Here is a 22,642-nt window from a genome sequence, read left to right on the forward strand (position 1 = left end):
CGCGGCTGGCATTCACTCGGAATCGCCGGCGCGCTCAGCCGGTGGCCAGTGCGCGGGCGCCCAGTCTCCGCCTGGGTCCGTGGTTTGCCCTACTTCGATCAGATGACCATCGGGATCGCGCATGTAGCAGCGGATCTCGTACTGGTGCTGTTTCGGCGGCGTCAGGAACTGAGCGCCTCGGGCACTCCACTCGGCATACACGGCGTGGATGTCCTTGACCCGGATATTGAGGAAGCTACTCACCCGGTCGGGGTCGCGCGGTGCCTCCAGGGTGACCGACGGCTTGTCGTCGGTCGGCCCGCCACCGACATTGATGATGATCCAGGTGTTCGCCAAGGCGACATACGTCACGTCTCCGGAGAACACCACCCTGCCGCCGAGTACTTCGGTGTAGAAGCGCCGCGAGCGCTCGACATCGTCCGACACGATGAAGTGGGCCAGCACAATCCCCGCTGGCGGTGACGAGAGCTCGGGCATCCAGATCCTCCACTGGTGGAACCACACCCCGCTAACGACAGGGCCTGGAGGCGATGTTACTAACAGTCGCAGCTCGCTCTCCTTCCGCAGCCGGCTTCGCGGCCGTCCGGCAAATCACCTTTACTATCCGCGTCGCGGCGGGTCACGATGCCTGTCATGACCGATGTGAGGGAACCGACCGTCAGAACCTGGTCGGCCACAGCCGACGCCGAGGGGGCCGGGAACTACATCCGCTACTTCACCGGCACCCTGCTGCCCGAGCTGCGCAAGCTGCCCGGCTTCGAGGGCGCATACCTGCTGCGCCGTGACCTTGACGGGAACGGCACTGTCGAGCTGACCGCGCACACGTTCTGGGCATCCCCCGCAGCGATCCGCGCCTTCGCCGGGGACGACATCACGGTGGCCATCGTCGAGCCGGAAGCCCGGGCCATGCTGCTGGAGTTCGACCGTGCCGCGACCCACCGCAGCGTGGCGGCCGATGCCCGGGGCTGACCCGGCCGCCGTGGCTAGTCACCGCACATCAGCGACCGTGATCGGTGCTGCTGGCCGGCATCTGGTCGCCGGGCGCAACCGTCACGCTGACCAGGTGCGAGGCCAGGTAAGGCGTTGTGTCCGCTGTTATGGCCGACGAGCCACACGGTGCCGAAGGTCACGATCGCCAGCGCGGCCACGGCGCTGCCCGCATTGAGCCGCCGACGGCTGGAAAGCGCGGCGGTGATCACCATGAGGACGAGGTTCGCCAGGATCAGCGGGATCAGGCCGCCGAACGTCATCATCGGGCGGCCGAAGTAGAAGGCGAGGCTGTCGAAGCCGAAGAGCAGCAGCAGGTTGGCCGCCAGCAGCCAGGCGACACCCTTCCAGGTCAGTGCCGGGGTTACTGGAGATGATGAACGCCTCATTGATCCCCACGGTGTAACCGACGCCATCGGGGTCGGTTATGGCGGCATGATCAACCGACACCCTGACGGAGGCGACGTTGCCGCCGAGGTCCTGCGCCCACCCCGTCGCGGTGGACGGCACGGTCCACCGCTCGGAAGCGTAGGCTCCGCCGCCCGCAAGCAGGAGCAGGGCGGTGCCATGCGTCACCCGGCCGGCCAGCTGACGCCACGGGCCAGCCCCAGGGGCCGTCCGGTGAACGCGGCCGTCTCACCCGAATCTTGGCGTGGCACCAGCGGCATTCGCCATCGTCATTCAGGTCCAACGGTGCGCTGCAATTGCCGCAGACGTGCACCGTCCCATTGCTCACGGCTGAATGATAGCGGCGGTGTGCGAACTTTGTCGCTCTTGTTCGGGTGGCCCGCCACCGCGCCGAGCACGGCGAACCGGTGAGGTCAGCCGCTGCTGGATTCATAGCTGCGCAGCGCGCGCTGCCAGGCGTACCTGGCCGCGATGTAGATGAGTGGGCCGGCCGCCGGGGAGGCGTAGGCCAGCCAGGCCGGGACGCCGGTGGCGGAGATCCGGCCGGTGAGCACCGCGGCCGGGAGGTAGGCGACGAACGCGACGGGCAGCAGGTAGGTCAGCACGGCGCGGGCGGCGAGCGGCAAGATGGTGAACGGGTAGTTGCCGAACGTGGCGATCATCCGGTCGAACCACATGAACACGTTCACGCCGACCGTGTGCCGGAAGGTGAGGATCGACACCACGGTCAGCACCGCGCCCTCCAGCAGGGCGCCGCCGATGACCGCCGCTACCAGGTACGCGATCGTGGCGGGCGTCCAGTGCAGGTGCAGCCGGCTGACGGCCACGGCGAACAGCGCGATGGCGGCCAACGAGTCGGCCATGGCGTTCAGCGGGAACTGATACAGCAGCACCTGGCGGTATACGGGCATCGGCCGGACCAGGTAGAAGTCCACGAGCCCCTGCTGCGCGATGTACGGGGTGAGCAGCAGCGAGTTGAACACGGTGACGACCACGCCGTGCGCCAGCATCCTGATCGCGAGGATGAGCAGCACGTCGCTCGCGGACCAGCCGCCGAGGGTGGGAAACCGGGTGAGGATCACCGACACGAACACGAACACCGAGGTCTGCCACGCCAGGCCCATCGCCAGCGTGGTGAGGAAGTCACCGCGGTACTGCAGGCGGCCGCCCAAGTTGGCGGCTGAGATCCGCAGCACCAGCCGCCACGCGGCGAAGAAGCCGCGCACCCGGCGCCCCACCAGACGGCCTGTGCCCGCCGCCATCGTCGTCGCACTCATGCCTCAGCCGCCGAGCACCGTGACGCGGGCCGCGGCGCGCCGCCACAGCCACCAGGTGAACAGGGCGAGCCCGGCTGTCCACGCCGCCTGCACGGCGAGCTCCGCACCCAGGTCGGAGACCGGCAGCCGGCCGACGTACAGCGACAGCGGCGCGTTCAGCGTGGTCTGGAACGGCAGGAACGCGTTGATGTCCTGAAACCAGCCGGGGAAGAACCACAGCGGTGCGAACGCGCCGGACAGCAGCCCGGTGGTGAACTGCACCACGGTGATCGCGGCATCGTTGACCGTGGACCAGAAGCAGATCAGGTTGAGTATCAGCTGCAGGTAGTAGGTGATGGCCACGCCGAAGACGAGGGTGACGAGCGCGGCGCCCGCGGCCGGCCACGACGGCGGCAGCGCGATCGCGCCGATGCCGAGACAGGCCAGGTAGGCGACGAGCGCCAGGCCGCCGCCGTAGGCGAGGTCGCCGACCGCGCGGATCAGGTAGTAGCGGCGGGCGGAGACCGGGCGCACGAACCAGAACGCGATCGTTCCCTCGGTCATCAGCTGCACCATCGCGTCGCCGTTCGACCACCGCTCGACGGTGCTGAACTGCTGGTACAGCACGCCGAGCATGGCGAACGTGGTCGCCTGGGTCACGTCGAGCCCGGCGCTGACCTTCACCCCCGCGTACAGCGCGTGCCACAGCCAGTACGTCAGTGCGAGCTGGGTGACCACCATGGCGACCGGCGGGAACAGCCGCGCGGCCTGAGTCAGCTCGGTGAGCGGCGTGATCCGCGCCGCCCGCCACGGGCGCAGCGATGCGCGGGCACGCGCCAGCCGCCCCTCGTTCGGGATGACCGCCTGCTGCACCATCAGCGACCCGCACCGAAAGCCGCGCGCACCACGTCCTCGAGGTCCGGCTCTTCCACCCGGATGTCGGTCACCGGCAGGTGCTCGATCAGCCGCCGTACCGCGTCGCGCGGGCTGAGGTCGACGGACTGATCCGGAACGAAGGTCAGCCGGTCCCCTTCCGACCGGGTCATTCGCATGCCTGGCACGTCGGCCGCCTGCGCTGCCCCGTCGACGGTGACATGCACCTGCCAGGTGACGCCGGCCAGGTCATGCAGGCCGGCGGTCTTGCCGTCGTAGACCAGGCGGCCGTGGTCGATGAGCGCGACCCGTTCGGCGAGCTTGGCGACCTCGGTCATGTCGTGCGTGGTGAGCAGCACGGTGCGGCCGCGGCGGTGCACCTGGTCGCGGAGGAACTCGCGGACCTGCTCCTTGACCACGACGTCCATGCCGATCGTCGGCTCGTCGAGGAAGACGACTGGCGGGTCGTGCAGCAGCGCGGCGGCCAGGTCGCAGCGGACCCGCTGGCCGAGCGACAGCTGCCTGGCCCTGGTCTCCCAGAACTCCTCGAGCTCGAGAATGCGGTTGAACTCGGCGATCCGCGCCTGGAAGTCGGCGTCGCTCAGCCCGTAGATGTCGCGCAGCACCTCAAGGGAGGTGCGCGCGGGCAGGTCGCGCCACAGCTGGGTGCGCTGGCCGAAGACCACGCCGATCCGCCTGGCGTTCGCGATCCGGTCGCGGTGCGGGACGATGCCGTTGACCTCGACGGTTCCCGAGGTCGGGGTGAGGATGCCGCAGAGCATCTTAATCGTGGTCGACTTGCCGGCCCCGTTCGGGCCGAGCAGGGCGAGCAGTTCGCCCGACTCGACGCGGAGGCTGACGCCGCCGACCGCGGTCTTGGTGGCGTGCTCGGGCCGGATGAGGGTCTTGAGCGCCCCGGCGGCACCGGGCTTGCGGACCACGGTGCGGTACACCTTGGTCAGGTCCTCGGCCACGATCGTTCCGGCCGGCATCGGCATCCTCCGGCCCTCCCGCGCTACTCGTCTCGTCCCGCTTAATCGGTTTACCAGGCTATCCGCCGGTTAGGCCTGCCTCAACCTGTTTATTGGGGTACGGGCCGGGGTTAGACATCCCAAGGGCTTAGATGTCAAGCTGCGAGGGGTTCGGTGTTTGCGGCGCCTGGCCAGGCGGTTGCCTCGTCGTAGCGGGTACCGGTCTTCAGGCAGCCGTGCAGGATGCCGACGAGGCGGTTGCTGAGCTGGCGGAGTGCGGAGTTGTAGCCGAGGCCGCGGGCGCGCTGCTTGTCGTAGTAGGCGCGGGCTCCTGGTGATGCGCTCAGCGCGGAGAGGGCCTGGGACTGCAGGGCGTCGGCTAGCCGGTCGTTGCGGATGAACCGTGCCAGGACGACCTTGCTGCGCCCGGATGCGCGGGTGATGGGGCTGGAGCCGGCGTAGTTCTTGCGGGCCTTGGCGGAGGCGTAGCGGCCGGGCGCGTCCCCGAACTCGGCGAGCACCCGGGAGCCGTTGACGGTACCGATGCCGGGCTGGGACAGGTAGACCTCAGCGTCCGGGTGCTGCAGAAAATGTGCCTCCACCTGGGCTTCCAGCTGCGCGATCTGCTCGTTGAGCACGGTCAGGACGGCGACGGCGGCCTGCACGGCCGCGGCGTAGGCGGCGGTGACCTGGGCGGGCTGGGCCAGCTGCGGGACGCGCAGCGCGTCCTTGATCGCGGCGGCCCTGGCGGGCACGTCGCGGCGGCGGGCCCGTCTCAGCGCGGCGCTGACCTGAGCGAGAGTCAGCTTCGCCGCGGCCGCCGGATCAGGGGCCCGGGCCAGCAGCTCCAGGGTGTCAGCGCCGGTCAGGCCCAGGCCGGCGAAGGCCGCCAGCGCGGCGGGGAAGAACTCCAGCAGCGCCGAGCGCAGCCGCAGGGTATGCCGGGTGCGTTCCCAGATCAGCGTCTGGTGCGCCCGGGCGACCACCTTGATCGCCTGCCCGGCGGCGGTGTCGGCAGCCACGGCACGCAGCTGGTGCCGCTCAGTGCGCACCATGTCGGCCAGGGCGTGCGCGTCGGCGGCATCGCTCTTGGCCCCGGACAGGTTGTAGCGTTCCTTGAACCGCGCGACCTGCTTGGGGTTGAGCCCGTACACCTGGTAGCCGGCCGCGGTCAGTGCCTGCACCCACAGTCCCCGGTCGGTCTCGATCGCCACGACCACCTCGCCGGGATCGCCGTCCTGGCCCAGGTGCGCGGCGATCAGCTCATGCAGCCGGGCGATCCCGGCCGCGCCTTCCGGCAGCCGCCGGGCGGCCAGCTTGCGGCCCGTCTCGTCCTGGATCTCCACATCGTGGTGATCCTCGGCCCAGTCATCCCCGACGAACAGCAACGTCTCAGTTCTCCTCGCATCACGACCACGAAACGACCGGCCACGGCAGCCTGCGGGAGAACGGCTCGCACCCTAATGGATCAGTGCTCACGCCGCGAACGGCGGGCACGACAGCCCAACAGCGGTCATGTCTCCCGGACTCACTGGCAGGGGCACGGTCTAACCCTAGGACTCACGTGCTCCTGGGGGTGTGCAGTGCTCACCCGCCAGCGGCTGCCGGACCGAGTCTGCACCCCTGCGAACTCCCGCTCCTCACGGGGCTGGTGTTCTACGCGGGACTGACCCGGCTAACTCCCATTAGGGGGCTCAGGCGGGCGACCTATATTGTGCCGGTATGTCTAAGGGTCCAGTTCTGGTGACCGTCGGGCCGGACCGGCGCCGGTTCGCCTGCCTCGTGTGCCGCGGAAACTTGTTCTACGACCGGGAGATCAAGCTCAACACGACCGGCGCGGAGCTCTTCGACTTCGCCTGGGCGAATGCGTCGGCTGACGGGCTGGTCTGCCAGGAGTGCGGCTACGTGCACACCTTCGTGCGCGACTGCGTCGAGCTGTGGAAGGCCGGCGGCGGCTACCCAGACGCCGGGTGACGCCCGCGGCAGCCACCGTCACCGCCCGGGGCCGTCTTCCAGGTAGTCACGGAATACGGCCGGGATGCCCAGGACGAACGTGTGCGCGTCGTGAGTCAGGCGAAGGCCACGGGGATCCCAGCTCAAGGTCCAGTGGTGGGTCTCGGTCAGGTGCGGGGAAGAATCAGACAGCACCATCCTGACCGGAAACAGGGCCGGGCAGGAGGGCTGAAAGTCCCTCTCTGGCGCGGCCGGGTGCCCGGGGTGCGACAATCGGCGCATGCCGGAACGACTTGAAGTCCAGCGGGCGGTCGCCGCCTCGCCTGGCGAGATCTTCGCCGTGCTCAGCGATCCCCGGGGCCATGTCGCCATCGACAGCTCCGGCATGCTGATGGCGGCCGACGGTGAGCCTGTCACCAAGGCGGGCGACACCTTCGTCGTGCACATGGACCGCGAGGCCCTGAGTGACTTCCCGCTTGGCCTGTACGACGTCACGGTGGAGATCGTCACGTTCGAGCAGGACCGGGAGATCGCGTGGACCATCCTCGGCCGGTGGAACATCGGTCACGTGTACGGCTACCGGCTTGAGCCCATCGACGCGGGCACGCTGGTGACGTCCTACTACGACTGGTCGGCGATCGAGCAGGGCTGGAAGGACCGCGCCATCTTCCCGGTCATCCCGGAAAGCGCGCTGCGCGCCACGCTCGGCATCCTGGCCCGCACCGTCGCGCCCGGCAAGGCGCGCCCCGAACTGTGACCCAGGGCAAGATCATCTATTCGAATCCCTTTTCATTTCCGGTGTCGCATAGTCCCGGCAATGACAAGGGATTTACGCGCGAGCCTCCTATTATTACTGGAGGTTGCGCGCACGTTCGTGCGCGGCTCGGTCGAGCTGCGGAAGGCCGACGGAGCTACCCCGACGCCGGATGACCCGCCGAGCGCGGTCAGTCGGCCGGGACAAGCACCGTGACCTGCCATGCCCGCACTGACAGCGGGCAGGGCGGTGTCTGGTGATTGCACTAGCTAGCTGGCGTCGGCGGATGCCCGATCTTGCGGCTGAGCCTGGGCGGCGCCGTCGAGCAGCACGCCAAAAGCCTGCTCGACGATCGGCAGCAGGAGCCTAGTCTCCAGGCCCCGGCCGTCGTACCGGCTTCGGTAGACCTGGGCGGAAGCACGCAGCGCGGAGGTGGCGGCGCAGGCGATGACGACCGCCCGCAGCCTGTCCTCGTCGGACGGGGATTCGATGCCCGCCCGGGCGAGCAGGACGTCGGCGATGGCCTGCTCCCAGTCGGCGAGCAGGCGGATCATGCTGAGCCTTGTGCGCAGTCCGCTGACCGGGCTGGCCAGGCTCCGGGCGAGCGCGGGCGGCCCGTCGGCGCCTATCAGGGTGCGCAGCGCGGCGAGGATCGCGGCTAGCGGCGGCTCGCCGGCGGGGCGCGCGCGAAGGGCTGCGAGCATGACGGGGAGCAGATCGGCTACCTCGGTGCGGAGCAGGTCGTCCTTGCTGTCGTAGTAGCGGAAGAAGGTACGGCGCGAGACGTCGGCCGCCTCGGTGATGTCGTCGATCGTGGTCCGCGCGAAGCCCTTCTCCGCGAACAGCCGGTGCGCCGCATCGCGCAGCGCCTGGCGGGTCTCGTCCTTCTTGCGGTCCCGCCGCCCGGCATCCTGCATCGGCGTGCTCACCGCGCCCTCACGAGATGCTGCCTGCAACTCATGCTGTCAGTCTGCCACAGGCTGCCGGTTCATCAATCTGACACTAGTGCATTATGGCACTATTGACATTTTAATCGGCGTCGCTCATCCTGATTTTGGCACTAGTGCCAAAAATTAGCCGAGGAGATGCCATGGAAGTTGCGTCCGCAGGCCGTCCGGCCCGGCACGCGGTCCTGCCGGCCGCCGCGCTCGTGCTGGCTGCCGCACTCTCGGGGTGCAAGGGGCAGCTAGCGGTGTCCGCGCCGGGCGCCTCCACCGCTGCGTCGGAGCCGGCCGCCGCTCCGGCGGCCACCAGCGCACCGGCCACAGGGCCGGCGGCCGGTCCCCCGGCCAGTTCCGCCGTCCCTGCCTCGGTAGCGACCAGCCAGGCACCAGGCACGGGAAATGTTTCCGTCTCGGTCACCTCGCCTGTCACGCTGTCGGGCAGCACCGCCGTGCCGGTGTCATGCGCGACCGGGCCCGGTTACCGCGCTCAGGTCTCAAGCGCCGTCATCCACGGCGATCAGGTGTCCTACACCGTGGCGATCGCGCGTTACCGCGGGCCGGGCAGCTATCCGGCCGCCGTCGCGGTGACGCTACGCCAGTCGACGGGGGTGGTGACCACGGTGGCGGGCGTGTCCCGGGTCCCCGTGGCGATCAGCTCCGCCGGCGGGTCGTTCTCCGTGAGCGCGACCGGCACCGGGGGGCGGACCTTCACCGGTTCACTGGCGTGGACATGCGGGACATGACGGCCCGGGACCGGCGCTGGACGGGAACCGCGCGGGTTCTGCTGCGCACCCGGCGCGCCCGCCGCCGCCGTGATGCGGGGGCGGCGCTGCGCGCGCTGGCTCGCGGCGGCCGGACCGCGATCGGGCTGCGGCTGAGAGGGCAGCGCGTCCTGCTGGTCCTCGACCCGGAACTGGCCGGCCAGCTCCTGTCCGGCCACGCGGCGAGCACCGTCAAGGGCCCCGCCCTGCGGCACACCACGGCCATGCTCGGCGACGGGCTGCTGACAAGCGAGGGCGCCGCCCATGACCGCGCCCGGCGGCTGGTAGCGCCCGCCTTCTCGCCGCGGCGGCTTGACGGCTACGTCAGCGTCTTCGCCCGCTGCGCCAGGGAGTGCGCCGCCGGGTGGGCGGACGGCGAGCACCGGGACATCCACGCCGACATGGCCGCGCTCACGTTGCGGGCCGCCGGGCAGGCGCTCCTCGGCACCGACCTAACGACGCAGGCCCCGCGCGTCCGTGCGGGCCTGGAGGCCGCGCTCGCCGACTTCGCCGCCGCGGGCGGCAGCGCCGTCAGCGGGCCCGGGACCGCCTGGCTGAGCGCCGGCCGTGGCAGGTCCCGGCGCACCGGGCAGGCCGGCGCTGGCGGAGAATCCGCCCGGGAAGCGGTCCATCGGCTGGTCGACGACATCATCGAGCAGCGCCGCACGGCACCGGCCGGGGACCGCGCCGACGTGCTGTCCGCGCTGCTCGCCGCGTCTCTGGAGCCAGGCGGGCTCACCGCCCGCGAGGTCCACGACCATGTGATGACCCTGCTGCTTGCCGGCCATGAGACGACGGCCAGCACGCTGACCTGGGCCCTGTACCTCCTCGGCCGCTGCCCGATGGCGCAGCGGCGGGTGCAGGCCGAGGCCGACACCATTGACGGCCGCGAACTGAGCGCAGGCGACCTGCCCGCGCTTCCCTTCACTCGCGCGGTCATCACCGAGGCGATCCGCCTCTACCCGCCCGCATGGATCATCGGCCGCACCGTCACCGCCGGCCTCGATCTGGGCGGCTGGCACCTCCCGCCCGGGTCGGCCGCCGCCGTCAGCCCGCTCCTGCTGCACCGCGACCCGCGCTGGTACCCCGATCCGGACCGGTTCGATCCCGGCCGCTGGCTCGGCAACCGCCCCGCCCTCCCCCGGCACGCCTACCTGCCCTTCGGCACAGGCCCGCGCGCATGCATCGGCGAGCAGTTCGCCTGGAGCGAGTCCGTCACCGTACTCGCCACGCTCACCAGGTCCTGGAGCTTCCGCACTGACCCCGGCCTCCAGCCCGCCCTCAGCTACCAGGTAACCCTGCGCCCGGCGGCGGGCATGCCCATGACCGTGCACGCCCGCGCCGAGCTGTGGAAGGCCGATGGAGGCTACCCCGACGCCGGGTGACGTCCGTGGCGGCCACGGTCACCGCCCGGGGCCGTTTTCCAGGTAGTCACGGAATATGGCAGGGATGCCCAGGACGAACGTGTGCGCGTCGTGCGCCAGCCGAAGGCCGCGGGGATCCCAGCTCAAGGTCCAGTGGTGGGTCTCGGTCAGGTGCGTGAGGGTCTTGAGCAGCGCCTCCTCCCGCAGCTGCCGCGTAGTATCCCGCGTGTCGCTCTCAAGCGCGACTTCGTATGCAAGCCCGTCCATGTCGAGCCTGCCGAGTTCCTCGATCCTGGCCTCGATGGCCAGCAGCACCGGGGCCAGGTACAAGTCACTGAGGTCATGCGGCCTGTCTGCCATGGGAATCTCCATAAATCGCGACGAGTCGGACAGGCCTATCGTGACCGGAAAGAGGGGCACGGCAGCAGGGCTGAAAGTCCCTCCCTGGCACGGCCTGGATGGTTGCGTGCGGAGAGTCAGCCGCATCCGTTCGGGATAATGATCCTTATCCGCCGTTACTGAAGGTTGCCCGGGTTGATGGGGCTGCCGGTGCGCTCGCTCATGGCGGCCAGGTTGTCGTTGGCCTTGTACTTGTCCGCGGCGGGGCCGTCGGCGAAGGCGTGCAGCACGTTGGTGGTGACCTGGCGGACGAACGCCGGGGTCGAGCCGCCGATGCCGTGCGGCTGGTCGCCGTAGATCGCCTCCACCCAGCGCATCGTGCCGCTGTTGTATACGCCGGCGCCGCCCTTGTGCGTGTAGTAGGCGGAGTCGCCGTAGCTGGCGACTCCATTGCAGGTCAGCGGCGAGTGGGAGAGCACCTCGATCGGCCGCTCGACGGGGAAGGCGGGGTCGACCCGGTCGTATTCGACGCCGACCAGGTGCGGGAAGCTGGCGCCCTTAGGCACCCCGGTGCCCTTATAGACCCAGCTCTTCGGGGCGGACACCACGAACGAGGCGTCCACCGGGTAGCCCTCGTAGATGGTGCCGATCAGCGACGACTCGGGGGCGGAGTTCGGCGGCTCGCGCCAGTCGCTCGTCACCTCGGTCGGGTCCTTGTGATACTCCGGGTCGGCGGTGTAGTCGGTCTTGTAGCAGACCACCTGGCGTGCCGCGCCGAGCGTGCTCGACTCGAGCCTGGTCCTGCGGAACAGCGCGTTGGCGCCGAAGAAGGCCAGGTTGACTCCTTTATTACGGGCCGCGGTGACGTGGGTACGCTCCTGCGGTGTCCAGTACTCGTCGTGGCCCATGGAGATGAGCGCGCTCGCACCGTCCAGCAGGTGCGGGTCGGCGGCGATGTCCATGCTCGTCACGTACGCCAGGTCGAGGCCGCCCGGCTCGATGGTCAGGTGCTCGGCGAGCTTGATCACGTTCCGCTCGTAGGTGAGGAACATGTTGGCGCCGTTGTCACCGTAGGGACGGTCCAGGCTGACCACCAGGGAGCGGTCGGCGTAGGCGCCGTTCGGCCCCTTGTAGAGGTCGTAGCCGCCCCAGGTGTTGTAGGCCTGCCAGGTCTGCACGCAGTTCTTCAGCACCACCTTGCCCGCGCACGACTCCGACCGGACGGTGACCGGCACGTACCGCTGGGCGCCGGAGGAGGCGTGCAGCTTGAGCAGGTAGGCGCCCGCCGGCCAGTCGTCGGTCGGTATGTGCAGCAGCGGCTCCCAGGCGGTGGCGACGGTCTTGGTCGCGCCGGACACCGTGGCGGCCTTCTGCGCGCCGCCGCGGATCGTCTTGGACCCCCAGAGCCGCCGTGCGCCCAGGCCCTGGTACCAGCCGAGCCGGTAGGCGGTCACCGTGAACGAGCGCGCCGTGGTGGACACGAACAGCGGGACCTGCTCGCCGGCCCGCACGCTGGCCAGCCCGGCGTACCCCTCGATCTCGTGCTCGGCGCCGAGGTGGTGAATCACCCAGTCCGCCGTGCCAGGCAGCTTGTTCTCCGGCACCGGCTTGCGCCATGGACGGGCGGTCGCCGCGGCCGGCCGCCCCCCGGCGGAGCGCGCGGCGCCACTGCAGGCCGACACGCTGCCGGCCACGCCGGCCGCGGCCAAGCCGAGAAACGCCCTGCGGCTGGTCTGGTCGTTCATCCCGGTAAGCATGCCACGCACACTTCTGAGATGCGCCGCCAGTCCGCGAACGTCATCAGATCCTCAGAACTTAGGCGTTCCTCGGCTGGACGGCCGCGAAGTCTCACCGCAGCGGTACCCGCGGGCGGTCCGGTCAACCAGGCAAGCCCCCGTTAACCGAGTGCGTCGATGAGCGGGGCGAGCGCGGCCGGGTCGTCGCCTGGGGCGGTCAGGATCACGCCGCTGACCAGGGGACGGGCCTTGGCTAGCAGGGAGGCGGCCAGGTCGATCCCCGCCGCGCGCCCGCCGCTGCGTCCCGCCCGCTCCATCACGTCGAGCGTGGCGGACGGGATCGCGACGCCTGGCACCTCGTGCGCTAGGTAGTCGGCGTCCTCGAACGAGGCGAGCGGGGTGACCGAAAGCAGCAGCGGCACGCCCGTGCCGTCGAGCGCCTCGACGAGCCGGATGAGCGCGTCCAGCTCGTAGACCGGGCGGCAGACCAGGAACTGGGCGCCCGCCCGCAACTTCGCGCGGACCCGCGCGAGCTCGGCATCGTGGTCGCGCGCCGTCGGGTTGACGCGTGCGCCGATGCAGAACGAGGTGCGCGCCGTCAGCGCGAGGCCGTTGGAGTCACGCCCGGCGTTGAGCCCCGCGAGCAGCGCGGTCAGCCCGACCGAGTCCACCTCCCAGGTGCCGTCCACCGCCGGGTAGTCGCCGAACACCGGCGGCGAGCCGGTGGTGGACACCACGGAACGGACGCCGAGCGCGTGCGCGCCGAGCAGGTCCGCCTGCAGCGACATGATCGACTTGTCCCACGTGGTAATCGTGGGGATGGTCTCCACCCCGACCCGCTGCTGCAGCGCGAGCGCCATGTTCAGCGAGTCCATGTGGGTTCGCGCGTTCTCTCGCGGCTGCACGAAGACCAGGCCGATGCCCCGGTCGGCGAACTCCGCCGCGGCCCGCTCGGCGTCGCCGGCCCAGCCGGCGGCGGGCGGGGTGATCGCGGCGGACACCACGAACCGGCCGGAGGCCAGGTGGTCAGCGAGCGACCCGGAGGCGGGGCCGCCGGCCATCGGCTCGGCGATGCGGGCCGCCACGCCGCGGGGCGCGACCTGGGGACGCGGCTGCGCCGCGGGCTGGGTGCGGAGCGCCTCGGCGGCGGCCCTGATGTGCGTCGGCGTCGTGCCGCAGCAGCCGCCGACCAGGGTCACGCCCGCGTCGGCGAACCGGGTCAGGTAACGGGAGAAGTAGCCGCCGTCGATGGCGAACTCGAACGAGCGCGGCCCGGTGCGGCGCGGCTGGCCGGCGTTCGGCTGGGCGCTCACCGGGACCGCGGAATAGCGGACCAGGTCCTCGGCGACGACCAGCATCCGCTGCGGGCCGACCGTGCAGTTGGTGCCGATCATCGCCACCGGCAGCGCGGACAGCACGGAGGCGACCTCGCGCGGCGTCTCGCCGCCGAGGGTGTGCGCGTCGTCGGCGAACGTCGCCTGGGCGATCAGCGGCAGGCTGGTGACGGCGGCGGCCACCGAGACCGCCTCGACAAGCTCGTCCAGGTAGCCGAACGTCTCCAGGATGATGAGGTCGGCAGCATTGTCGGCGATCAGGGCGAGGATCTGCTCGCGCAGCACCTCCATCCGCTCGGCGGCGCCCACCCGGCGGCGCTGCGGCGCGGTCACCGCGGGCGAGACGGACGCGGCGACCAGGACCTGACGGCCCGAACGGTCAGCGGCTTCCCTGGCGAGCCTGACGCCGGCCCTGTTGATCTCCGCGACCTTGTCGGGGAAGCCGTGGTCGGCGAGCCACAGCCGGTTCGCGCCGAACGTGTTGGCCTGGATGATGTCCGCGCCCGCGCTGAGGTAGCTGTCGTGGATGGTCGCCACGAGGCTGGGATCGGAGAGGTTGAGCTCGGGCAGCGACCGGTCCAGGGCCGCGCCCGCAGCGTGCAGCATGGTGCCCATGGCACCGTCGCAGACGAGTACCCGCTCGCCCGACAGCAGTTGCGCGACGGGAATGGCGCCAGCCGACGGTGGCACGCTCATGCCTAGTGTCCCCCTGCCTTGCTACGACTGTGCTTCCGGCAGCGCGTCGAGGATCTCGAGCGCCACCTGAGCGATCAGCCGGTCACGGTAATTGTCCAGCCGGAGCCCGGTGATCTCCTCGATCCGCTTGATCCGGTAGGCCACGGTGTTCGGGTGAACGTGCAGCAGCCGTGAGGCACGCTGCGGGCTGTTGTTTTCCCGGAAGTAGCAGGCGAGGGTCGACAGGTATTCCGACTTGTGCTCGTGTTCGTGCTCGGAGAGCTTACCCAGCACCTCCGCGGCGAAAGACCGCAACTCGTTCAGGTCAGGCACCTGGAGCAGCAGCCGGTGGATACCCAGGTCCTCAAAGGCGGACACCGCGCCGGTCCGCCCCAGCCGCCACAGCGTCTGGGTGGTCCGGTGCGCCTGGTCGTAGGAGCGGGCGATCTCGTCCGGCGCCTTGCACGGGCCGCCGATCCCGATGACCACCTTCGCTCCGGGGAACAGTTCGGCGAGCCGGGCCAGGCAGGCCTGGCCGAGCTTGCGCGGGTCGGGCGACGCGGCGGCCACCACGACCACCTCGGACTCCCTGGCCGAGACGATGGCCTCCGGCGCCCTGGTGGTCATGAAGTGCTCGATGGACTCCCTGATCCGCTGCCGCAGCGGCTCGGCGTCCGCGGCGCGCGACGGCGGCAGTTCGAAGGCGATCGCCGCCACGTTGTGCGCGCGGGCCGGGTCGTAGCCGAGGTGCGCGGCCCAGCGGGCGGCGTCGGCGGCGTCTCGGCCGCGGCCGAGCAGCAGTCCCTCGACCAGGTCGTCGCGGATCCTCCTGGCCGCGGCGGCCACCACGCGCTCACGGCCGAGTATGACGCCGCAGATCGTCGCCGCGTGCTCGGTGACGAGCAGCGACATGTCCTCGCCGAACGACTCCTCGGCCGGGTCGAGGGTGATCAGGTACGACGGCACCTCGTCGCCGACCAGGATCGGCGCGACGATGATGGCGGGCACGCCGCCCACGTTCGGCAGCCGCAGTGCCCGCTGGCTGAGCCGGGAGGCGCGCAGCACCTGCCCGAGGCGGGGGTGCACGACGTGGTCCCTGACAAGCGCGGCCGCCTTGTCGGGCGGCAGCCCCGGCGAGGCCGCGGTCTGCACGTCCATCAGCTGGGAGACCACGGCCACGGTGGCCTGTGTCCGCTCGGAGATCAGCTGGGTGACCCCGGCGAGGTCGGCGTCCTGCATGGCCAGGCCGGAGAGGTGCCGGTAAACGGTCACCAGCTCCCGCAGGACAGAGTTCTCTCGGTCGACGTCGCGCGGGCTTTCCCGGGGCGTCGGCGCACCATTGTGCCGACTAGCGGCCTGCGACACTGTGTCCGGCATGATCACTGAACTATACGACCTCGATCTATCTAGGCCTTTGTGGAACCCCACAAACGGATCTTAACCATGCTTGTCGGCCCGTGGAAACACCCCACAACGATCCGCGGCGTCGGCGGCCGGCGCCACTGTGCGCCCGCACAGCTCCGAAAGCCTTTCGATTAGGGGCTGACGACGACGCCGACCTGGGATCTTGAACCCGCCCAGGCCGGGCGTTATGTTACGGGGACTTGACAGACCCTTATCGGGCGGACAAATAATGCAGGCACTTTCAATGCTTGAAAGGGGCCGCTGCGTTGCTTGAGTACCGCGACATCTATGCGGGAGGTCGGCTGGTCGGCTCCGCATCGGCCGATGTGATCACGATCGTCAACCCGGCAACCGAGGAAGTCGTCGGCGCAGTCCCGTCCGCCGTGGGCGTGGACGTGGACCGGGCCGTCCGCTCGGCACGACGCGCCTTCGACGACGGCACCTGGGCGACCCGTCCGCCGGCCGACAGGGCCGACGCGCTTGACCGGCTCGCCGCCGCGCTCGAGGCCCGCACCGAGGAGGCCGCGCGGCTCGTCACGGCCGAGATGGGGATGCCCATCTCCTACTCAAGGCAGCACAACGCCGCCGCGCCGTGCGCCATCCTGCGGTACTACGCGAACCTGGCGCGCGCGATGGACACCGAGGAGACCCGTACCGCGGTCTCCTTCACCGGCCGCACCGTGGTGCGCCGCGAGCCCGCCGGCGTCGCGGCGGTCATCACCAGCTGGAACTACCCGATCATGCTGGCGTTCAGCCAGCTCGCCCCGGCGCTCGCCGCCGGGTGCACCATCGTGCTCAAGCCCGCCGCGGCGACCTCGCTCTCCGCCTATATCCTGGCCGAGGCGTTCGAGGCCGCGGACTTCCCGCCTGGCGTGTTCAACCTGGTCACCGGCACCCACCAGACGGCGGGCGCGCTGGCGCGGCATCCGGGCGTGGACACCGTGTCGTTCTCCGGGCCGACCAAGCAGGGCCGGTGGATCGCGTCCATCTGCGGCGCGGAGCTCAAGCCGACGCACCTGGAGCTCGGCGGCCAGTCCGCCGCGATCATCCTTGACGACGCCGACCTGTCGGAGGCGTCCTCCGCGCTCGGCGGCCTCATCTTCGGCAACTCGGGCCAGACCTGCTTCGCGATGTCCCGCGTGCTGGTCCCCGAGCAGCGCTACGGCGACTTGGTCGACGCGCTCACCGAGCAGGCGGGCAGGCTGCGGGTCGGCGACCCGCTGGCCGAGGACACCACCATGGGCCCGCTCGCCTCGTCGCGGCGGCGCATCGACGTCGAGTCGCGAGTCCGCTCCGGCGTCGGCGACGGCGCGCGGGTGGTGTCCGGCGGGCGGCGTCCCGCCTCCCCGGTCCGCGGCTACTTCTACGAGCCGACCGTGCTCACCGGCGTGACCCCGCAGATGCCGATCGCCCGCGAGGAGATCTGCGGGCCGATCGCCACCGTGATCGGCTACAAGGACGAGGCCGAGGCCATCCGGTTCGCCAACGACGGGTTCGGGCTCGCCGCCACCGTCTGGACCGGCGACTCGCAGCGCGGACTCGACATCGCGCGGCGTGTCCGTGTCGGCACGTTCGGCGTCAACCTGTACGAGCCGGACATCGGCTCGCCGTGGGGCGGCCGCGGCCCGAGCGGAGCCGGCAGCGCGTACGGACCCGAGGGCATGGACCCCTACCTGACCTCCAAGTCCGTGTTCCTGCCTTCGTTCCGCACCGCCACCGGTAAGAACGCCTGACGCCCACCCTCAATATCGTTAGCCCGTTTAATAGTTGTCATTAGCTAACTAACCGCTAGTGTGGTGAGGCGTGGCTACGACGACGAGCGGACATGCGGCTGGCAGGCAGAGCGGGGACGGGAAGCAGAGCGAGAGCCGGGTTCGCGGTCCCGCCTACAAGTGGGTGGCCCTCTCCAACACCACGCTCGCCATGGTCATGGCGACGATCGACGGTTCCATCGTCATCATCGCGATGCCCGCCATCTTCCGCGGCATCGGGCTCAACCCGCTGACTCCCGGCAACGTCACGTACCTGCTGTGGATGATCATGGGGTACCTGCTCGTGCAGTCGATCCTCGTGGTCAGCCTCGGCCGCCTCGGCGACATGTTCGGCCGGGTGAAGATCTACAACCTCGGGTTCCTCGTCTTCACCCTCGCCTCGATCGGGCTGTCCTTCGACCCGTTCTCGGCGCAGCGGGGCGCGCTGTGGCTCATCGGCTGGCGGTTCGTGCAGGCCTTCGGCGGCGCGATGCTGATGTCCAACTCCGCCGCGATCCTCACCGACGCGTTCCCCGAGGGGCAGCGCGGCACCGCGCTCGGCATCAACCAGGTGGCCGGCATCTCCGGCCAGTTCGTCGGCCTGCTGCTCGGTGGCTTGCTGTCGGCGTGGGACTGGCGCGCGGTGTTCTGGGTCAACCTCCCGTTCGGCTTGTTCGGCACCGTCTGGGCGTACAAGTCGCTGCGGGAGATCGCGAGCACGCGCAAGGCGCGGATCGACTGGCTCGGCAACCTCACCTTCGCGGCGGGCGCGGGCGTGCTGCTCACTGCGATCACCTTCGGCATCCGCCCGTACCACAGCGACCCCACCGGGTGGGGGAACCCGATGGTGTTCGGCGGGCTGATCCTCGGCGTCGCGTTCCTCGTCCTGTTCTGCTTCATCGAGTCCAAGGTGAAGGACCCGATGTTCCGGCTGTCGCTGTTCCGTATCCGCGCCTTCGCGGCCGGCAACATCGCCTCGCTGCTCGGCGCCATCGCGCGCGGCGGCCTGCAGTTCATGCTCGTCATCTGGCTCGCCGGGATCTGGCTGCCGCTGCACGGCTACGACTTCAAGGACACGCCGCTGTGGGCGGGCATCTACATGCTGCCGCTCACGGCGGGCTTCCTCGTCGCCGGCCCGATTTCTGGCCGGCTGTCCGACCGGTTCGGCGCCCGGCCGTTCGCCACCGGCGGCCTGCTGGTGGCCGCCTGCTGCTTCACCGGCCTCATGCTGCTGCCGATCGTGTTTCCCTACTGGGCGTTCGCGCTGCTGATCTTCGGCAACGGTGTCGGCTCCGGGCTGTTCGCGGCGCCGAACACCGCCGCCATCATGTCCTCGGTCCCGGCGCACCACCGCGGCGCGGCCTCGGGGATGCGGTCCACGTTCCAGAACTCCGGCATGTCCCTGTCCATCGGCATCTTCTTCTCGCTGATGATCGCCGGCCTGGCCAACACGCTGCCCAAGACCCTCGCGCCGGGCCTGACCGCCCAGGGCGTGCCGGCCGCCGCGGCGAACTCGATCGCCCACCTGCCGCCCGTCTCCACCATCTTCTCCGCCATGCTCGGCTACAACCCGGTGCAGAACCTGCTGTCGCAGGCCGGGGTGCTGAACACACTGCCCGCGCGCAACGTGGCGACCCTGACGAGCAAGCAGTTCTTCCCGCACCTCATCTCCGGCCCGTTCCACCACGGCCTGATGATCGTGTTCACCGCCGCGGCGCTGATGGCGGTGTGCGGCGCGGCGGTGTCCTGGCTGCGCGGCAAGAAGCCGGAGGCATCGCAGGAACTGTCTGAGCCGCTCGAGGTGGCCGCCGCGGACTGACCCAGGCCATCATGGCGACTCCCGGTGTTCGCCCAGGATTTCTGGACGCGGCGGGGCCTGGCGGGGCACGCTTGGTCTTGGAGCGGATACGGCATGCCAGGAGATGCTTGTGCGTAACAGACTCCTTCTCATCGGCGCCGTCATGGCCGCGGCGATCGGGATGTCGACCGGGCCGGCGGTCTCGTCCCCGGCGGCCACGTCTCTGGCGAGCACTGCACAGGGACCGTGCGGGAGCGCGACGGCACCAGGCGGCTACAAGCACGTCATCTGGATCTGGATGGAGAATCACGGCTACCGCGACATCATCGGTAACGCGAAGCAAGCCCCGTACATCAATTCCCTGGCCGCCGCCTGCGGAGTAGCCACCGACTACCACGTCACCACGCACCCGAGCCTGCCCAACTACCTCGCCGCGACCTCCGGCCTGCCCCAACCGGACCTGCCGGTCCTGTCCTACCTGGACTGCACCGTCTCCGCGGTGTGCCACACCTCGGCGGCGAGCATCTTCGGTCAGGGCGAGACCTGGAAGTCGTACGAGGAGTCGATGCCGTCCAACTGCGACAAGTCGAATTCCGGCGAGTACTCGGTGCGGCACAACCCCGCGGTGTACTACACGCGGCTGTCCGGGTGCGCCAGCCGTGACGTCCCCTACCGCCAGCTCGCCGCCGACCTGGCCGCCGGCGCCCTGCCGGCGTTCTCGTTCATCACGCCGAACCTGATCGACGACATGCACGACGGCACCATCGCGCAGGGCGACACGTGGCTGGCCAGGCACCTGCCGGGCATCCTCAACAGCAAGGAGTACCGGGCCGGGACCACCGCCGTGTTCATCACCTGGGACGAAGGCTCGGGCGGTTACCCGGCCGAGGACTGCGACGACACCACGTCCACCGACGGCAGCTGCCGGGTGCCCACGATCGTGATCAGCCCGAGCATCCCGGCCGGCGCCAGGTCGGGCAAGTTCTTCGGCCATTACTCCCTGCTGGCCACCACGGAACAGCTGCTGCGCCTGCCCAGGCTCCGCTCGGCATCGTCGGCGCCGACCATGACCGCCGCCTTCCACCTCTGAGCAGCGGGTACCGGGGGGTGGGGGGCCGGCCGGAGGCCGGAGCACGCAACCGTTCGGGATAGTCGGTTTGGGCTCGGTCAGCCGCTGATGGAGCCTGGCGGGGGGATCGTCCCGGCACCGCTGGTCGAGCACGCCAGCGCGGCGGCGGTGTTGCCCGGCCTGGCGAGCGGTGGCAGCTTGGCGTAGGTCGGCTTCTTGGCGGCCAGTGCGCGCAGGTCAAGGAAGTCAGTCAGGTCATTGGCGTTGGCGTCGCGGTAGGTGAGCGCGGGCAGGTTCCACTTCCGCTCGATCATGGCCAGGACCGACGTGTGGTCGTAGAGCACGTGGCTGACGTGACCGCGCTTGGCGTAGGGAGACACCACCACCGCGGGCACCCGGAATCCGTAGCGGGCGAAGCCGTCATACGCGGACTCCCCCGGCTGGACGATCGGCCCGATGGAGTCGGGCGGGATCGCCGCGGGCGGCGGAACGTGGTCGTAGTACCCGCCGTGCTCGTCGTACATCAGCGCGAACAGCGTGCTCAGCCACAGCGGCGAAGCGCCGATCGCATGGACCACCTTGGCAATGAGCGCTTCGCCGACGACGATGTTCTGCGGGTTCTCCTGCGACTGGGTGCCATAGTTGGGGTCGAGGAAACTGAACGCAGGCAGCTTGCCGGCCGCCGCGTCGGTGAAGAAGTCCGCGAGCGCCTTGTGGTGCAGTTGCTCGGCCACCGCGTCGTTGAGCGGGAACAGTTCGGGTGTCGCGCCCGTCGGGTAGGTCGCCACGTAGTTTTCCCAGCTGATCCCGTAGTGATCAAGCCGGTTGAATATCGTGCCCGCGGCCGGCACGATGAACGTGAGCGCCGAGGTGCCGTCGTTGTCGGTCATGCCCGCCGAGGTGCCCGCGATGAGATACCTGCGGTTGGGGAACGTCTGAGCCATGACGGAGGAGAACCAGCGGTCGCCGATCGGGAAGGCCTTCGCCAGGCTGTAGGTGAACGGCAGATCCGCGCCTGTCCAGTAGCCCATGGCCACCCCGCCGGCGATCTGGGAGCTTGTGGGGCCGACACGGGTACGGACGAAGCCGTCCATGCGGCCCTTATCGTAGGCGTTGTGGCTGGCCAGCCATTCCTGGCTCGGCGTCCCGGACAGCTGGCAGGTGGTCGGCATGCGGAACGCGTGCTGCTTCTTCCCGTTCGGGTAGGGATTGGTCGCCGTCGGCAGGCCGTTGGCGCCGAGGGTGAATCCGTCGCCGCGTCCGAGCATGCCGAAGATGTTGTCGAACGAATGGTTCTCCATCATCAGCACCACGATGTGCTTGATGCCGGGCAGCGTGTCGGTGCCCGCGGGCAGCCGGGGAAATGGCCGTGAGCCCGGCTTACGCAGCGCCGTGCGGCCGAGGGCGCGCAGTGCGGCGGAGTGGCCGGCCTCCTGGGCCGCTGGCTTGGCCGTCGTCGTGGCGGCCGTTGCGCTCGCCGCGCTCCCGAACAGCCCGGGAGCGACTGCTCCGGCTGCCAGCGCCGTGCCGGCGCCGAGAACCCGGCGGCGGGTCAGCGGCGACCGCCGGGCGAAACCATCGGGACGTGGATCAGACGGCAGGGGGGACACGCTCATCGCTGCCTCCTGGCAGGAACTCGCTGCCGACGCGCGGCGCGGCCGACTCGTATTAGATTGCGGCAGGCATGGCACTCGCTGCTAGGGACTTCTTGGGGCGTGGAAGGTACGCGCTTCCCTCGCCACGATGAACAGCTCGTGGCCTGTGCGGACCTCGATCAGCGGGATACCGGGGTAAAATCACGGCGTGCCTCGCTACGAATATCGCTGCCGCGCATGCGGCGTCACCTTCCTGCTCACCCGGCCGATGAGCGCCTCCGGTGAGACGGCCACCTGCCCGCAGGGGCATGACGACACGGTCAAGCTGCTGAACACCGTGGGTCTTGGCGGGATGTCGTCCGGTGGCGGCGCGCCTGTCGGAGGCGGCGGTGGCTGCTGCGGCGGTGGCTGCGGCTGCGGCGGCTGAGCTTTTCCTTACCGCTCTTACGGCTCTTACGGCTCTCACGGCCGAACGGGTGCGGGCTGTCGCCGCTCGCTCTGCGCCGCTTGTCCTGTGCCTGGTTTGCGCTCCGCTTGTTGCTGTTATCCCGGTTGGGTGGCGGGGGGGCCGGGCAATGATCACGGAAGTTCTTATTACGACGGAGCTTTTCTACCCGATACGGGTAGAAAAGCTCCGCCAGGATCGATTGTTCCGTGATCATGACGCGGT

General features: G+C 69.9%; 22 protein-coding genes. 9 read left to right on the top strand and 13 right to left on the bottom strand.

Annotation, left to right across the window (positions count from 1 at the left end; translation table 11 throughout):
• Nucleotides 1–12 precede the first annotated feature (12 nt).
• Nucleotides 13–477 carry a VOC family protein gene (locus EAS64_RS12895; RefSeq protein WP_145853142.1) on the bottom strand — a complete coding sequence of 155 codons (465 nt, stop codon included), beginning with the start codon at nucleotides 475–477 and terminating at the stop codon, nucleotides 13–15.
• Between the two features lie 156 nt (nucleotides 478–633).
• Here EAS64_RS12895 and EAS64_RS12900 point away from each other — a divergent pair, with 156 nt between their 5' ends.
• Nucleotides 634–969, top strand: a complete 336-nt coding sequence (locus EAS64_RS12900) for a hypothetical protein (protein WP_145853143.1) — start codon at nucleotides 634–636, stop codon at nucleotides 967–969.
• Nucleotides 970–983: 14 nt separating this feature from the next.
• Here EAS64_RS12900 and EAS64_RS12905 read toward each other — a convergent pair whose 3' ends face one another.
• The 5 genes from EAS64_RS12905 to EAS64_RS12925 form a co-directional block, all read right to left on the bottom strand.
• On the bottom strand, nucleotides 984–1,376 hold the full coding sequence (locus EAS64_RS12905; protein WP_145853144.1) for a hypothetical protein: 393 nt from the start codon (nucleotides 1,374–1,376) through the stop codon (nucleotides 984–986).
• Between the two features lie 432 nt (nucleotides 1,377–1,808).
• Complete coding sequence (locus EAS64_RS12910; RefSeq protein WP_145853145.1) at nucleotides 1,809–2,672, bottom strand: ABC transporter permease; 864 nt, start codon at nucleotides 2,670–2,672, stop codon at nucleotides 1,809–1,811.
• Nucleotides 2,673–2,675: 3 nt separating this feature from the next.
• Complete coding sequence (locus EAS64_RS12915; protein ID WP_145853146.1) at nucleotides 2,676–3,527, bottom strand: ABC transporter permease; 852 nt, start codon at nucleotides 3,525–3,527, stop codon at nucleotides 2,676–2,678.
• Nucleotides 3,527–4,516, bottom strand: a complete 990-nt coding sequence (locus EAS64_RS12920; RefSeq protein WP_145853147.1) for an ABC transporter ATP-binding protein — start codon at nucleotides 4,514–4,516, stop codon at nucleotides 3,527–3,529. The genes EAS64_RS12915 and EAS64_RS12920 overlap by 1 nt, the downstream gene beginning before the upstream one ends.
• A 134-nt stretch (nucleotides 4,517–4,650) precedes the next feature.
• Nucleotides 4,651–5,883 carry an IS110 family RNA-guided transposase gene (locus EAS64_RS12925; protein ID WP_145851376.1) on the bottom strand — a complete coding sequence of 411 codons (1,233 nt, stop codon included), beginning with the start codon at nucleotides 5,881–5,883 and terminating at the stop codon, nucleotides 4,651–4,653.
• 334 nt (nucleotides 5,884–6,217) lie between these two features.
• Here EAS64_RS12925 and EAS64_RS12930 point away from each other — a divergent pair, with 334 nt between their 5' ends.
• Nucleotides 6,218–6,469, top strand: coding sequence for a hypothetical protein (locus EAS64_RS12930; RefSeq protein WP_145853148.1), 252 nt, complete (start codon nucleotides 6,218–6,220; stop codon nucleotides 6,467–6,469).
• Nucleotides 6,470–6,487: 18 nt separating this feature from the next.
• On the opposite strand, the gene EAS64_RS43530 is transcribed toward EAS64_RS12930, so the two are convergent.
• Complete coding sequence (locus tag EAS64_RS43530) at nucleotides 6,488–6,646, bottom strand: hypothetical protein (RefSeq protein ID WP_187365875.1); 159 nt, start codon at nucleotides 6,644–6,646, stop codon at nucleotides 6,488–6,490.
• Between the two features lie 82 nt (nucleotides 6,647–6,728).
• On the opposite strand from EAS64_RS43530, the gene EAS64_RS12935 reads away from it, so the two are divergent.
• Nucleotides 6,729–7,205 (top strand): SRPBCC family protein, encoded by a 477-nt coding sequence (locus EAS64_RS12935; protein WP_145853149.1) that lies wholly within the window; start codon nucleotides 6,729–6,731, stop codon nucleotides 7,203–7,205.
• Between the two features lie 266 nt (nucleotides 7,206–7,471).
• Here EAS64_RS12935 and EAS64_RS12940 read toward each other — a convergent pair whose 3' ends face one another.
• Nucleotides 7,472–8,131 (bottom strand): TetR/AcrR family transcriptional regulator, encoded by a 660-nt coding sequence (locus tag EAS64_RS12940; RefSeq protein ID WP_145853150.1) that lies wholly within the window; start codon nucleotides 8,129–8,131, stop codon nucleotides 7,472–7,474.
• 161 nt (nucleotides 8,132–8,292) lie between these two features.
• Between EAS64_RS12940 and EAS64_RS43535 the strand changes: the two genes are divergently transcribed.
• Complete coding sequence (locus EAS64_RS43535) at nucleotides 8,293–8,889, top strand: hypothetical protein (protein WP_187365876.1); 597 nt, start codon at nucleotides 8,293–8,295, stop codon at nucleotides 8,887–8,889.
• Entirely contained in the window at nucleotides 8,877–10,292 is a 1,416-nt protein-coding gene (locus tag EAS64_RS12945) for a cytochrome P450 (protein ID WP_187365877.1), read from the top strand. The genes EAS64_RS43535 and EAS64_RS12945 overlap by 13 nt, the downstream gene beginning before the upstream one ends.
• Before the next feature lie 18 nt (nucleotides 10,293–10,310).
• Here the strand turns inward: EAS64_RS12945 and EAS64_RS12950 are convergent, their stop codons facing one another.
• The 4 genes from EAS64_RS12950 to EAS64_RS12965 form a co-directional block, all read right to left on the bottom strand.
• On the bottom strand, nucleotides 10,311–10,631 hold the full coding sequence (locus EAS64_RS12950; RefSeq protein ID WP_145853152.1) for a hypothetical protein: 321 nt from the start codon (nucleotides 10,629–10,631) through the stop codon (nucleotides 10,311–10,313).
• A 155-nt stretch (nucleotides 10,632–10,786) separates the two neighbouring features.
• Nucleotides 10,787–12,355 (bottom strand): N,N-dimethylformamidase beta subunit family domain-containing protein, encoded by a 1,569-nt coding sequence (locus tag EAS64_RS12955; RefSeq protein WP_222849265.1) that lies wholly within the window; start codon nucleotides 12,353–12,355, stop codon nucleotides 10,787–10,789.
• Nucleotides 12,356–12,507: 152 nt separating this feature from the next.
• Entirely contained in the window at nucleotides 12,508–14,376 is a 1,869-nt protein-coding gene (locus EAS64_RS12960; protein ID WP_222849266.1) for a bifunctional homocysteine S-methyltransferase/methylenetetrahydrofolate reductase, read from the bottom strand.
• Between the two features lie 21 nt (nucleotides 14,377–14,397).
• A complete protein-coding gene (locus tag EAS64_RS12965) occupies nucleotides 14,398–15,732 on the bottom strand; it encodes a PucR family transcriptional regulator (RefSeq protein WP_145853154.1) in 1,335 nt (444 codons plus the stop codon).
• 275 nt (nucleotides 15,733–16,007) lie between these two features.
• On the opposite strand from EAS64_RS12965, the gene EAS64_RS12970 reads away from it, so the two are divergent.
• From EAS64_RS12970 to EAS64_RS12980, 3 genes are all read left to right on the top strand, one after another.
• Nucleotides 16,008–17,492: an aldehyde dehydrogenase family protein gene (locus EAS64_RS12970; RefSeq protein ID WP_222849267.1), complete on the top strand. Its 1,485-nt coding sequence runs from the start codon at nucleotides 16,008–16,010 to the stop codon at nucleotides 17,490–17,492.
• 70 nt (nucleotides 17,493–17,562) lie between these two features.
• Nucleotides 17,563–19,329, top strand: a complete 1,767-nt coding sequence (locus EAS64_RS12975) for an MFS transporter (protein WP_246115650.1) — start codon at nucleotides 17,563–17,565, stop codon at nucleotides 19,327–19,329.
• A 109-nt stretch (nucleotides 19,330–19,438) separates the two neighbouring features.
• Nucleotides 19,439–20,398, top strand: coding sequence for an alkaline phosphatase family protein (locus EAS64_RS12980; protein ID WP_187365878.1), 960 nt, complete (start codon nucleotides 19,439–19,441; stop codon nucleotides 20,396–20,398).
• Between the two features lie 77 nt (nucleotides 20,399–20,475).
• Here EAS64_RS12980 and EAS64_RS12985 read toward each other — a convergent pair whose 3' ends face one another.
• On the bottom strand, nucleotides 20,476–21,993 hold the full coding sequence (locus EAS64_RS12985) for an alkaline phosphatase family protein (protein WP_145853157.1): 1,518 nt from the start codon (nucleotides 21,991–21,993) through the stop codon (nucleotides 20,476–20,478).
• 187 nt (nucleotides 21,994–22,180) lie between these two features.
• Between EAS64_RS12985 and EAS64_RS12990 the strand changes: the two genes are divergently transcribed.
• The gene (locus tag EAS64_RS12990; RefSeq protein WP_145853158.1) at nucleotides 22,181–22,399 is read left to right on the top strand and encodes an FmdB family zinc ribbon protein; all 219 of its coding nucleotides are present in this window, start codon (nucleotides 22,181–22,183) and stop codon (nucleotides 22,397–22,399) included.
• Nucleotides 22,400–22,642 lie beyond the last annotated feature (243 nt).

Source organism: Trebonia kvetii (genome assembly GCF_007827045.1).
Lineage (GTDB): Bacteria > Actinomycetota > Actinomycetes > Streptosporangiales > Streptosporangiaceae > Trebonia > Trebonia kvetii.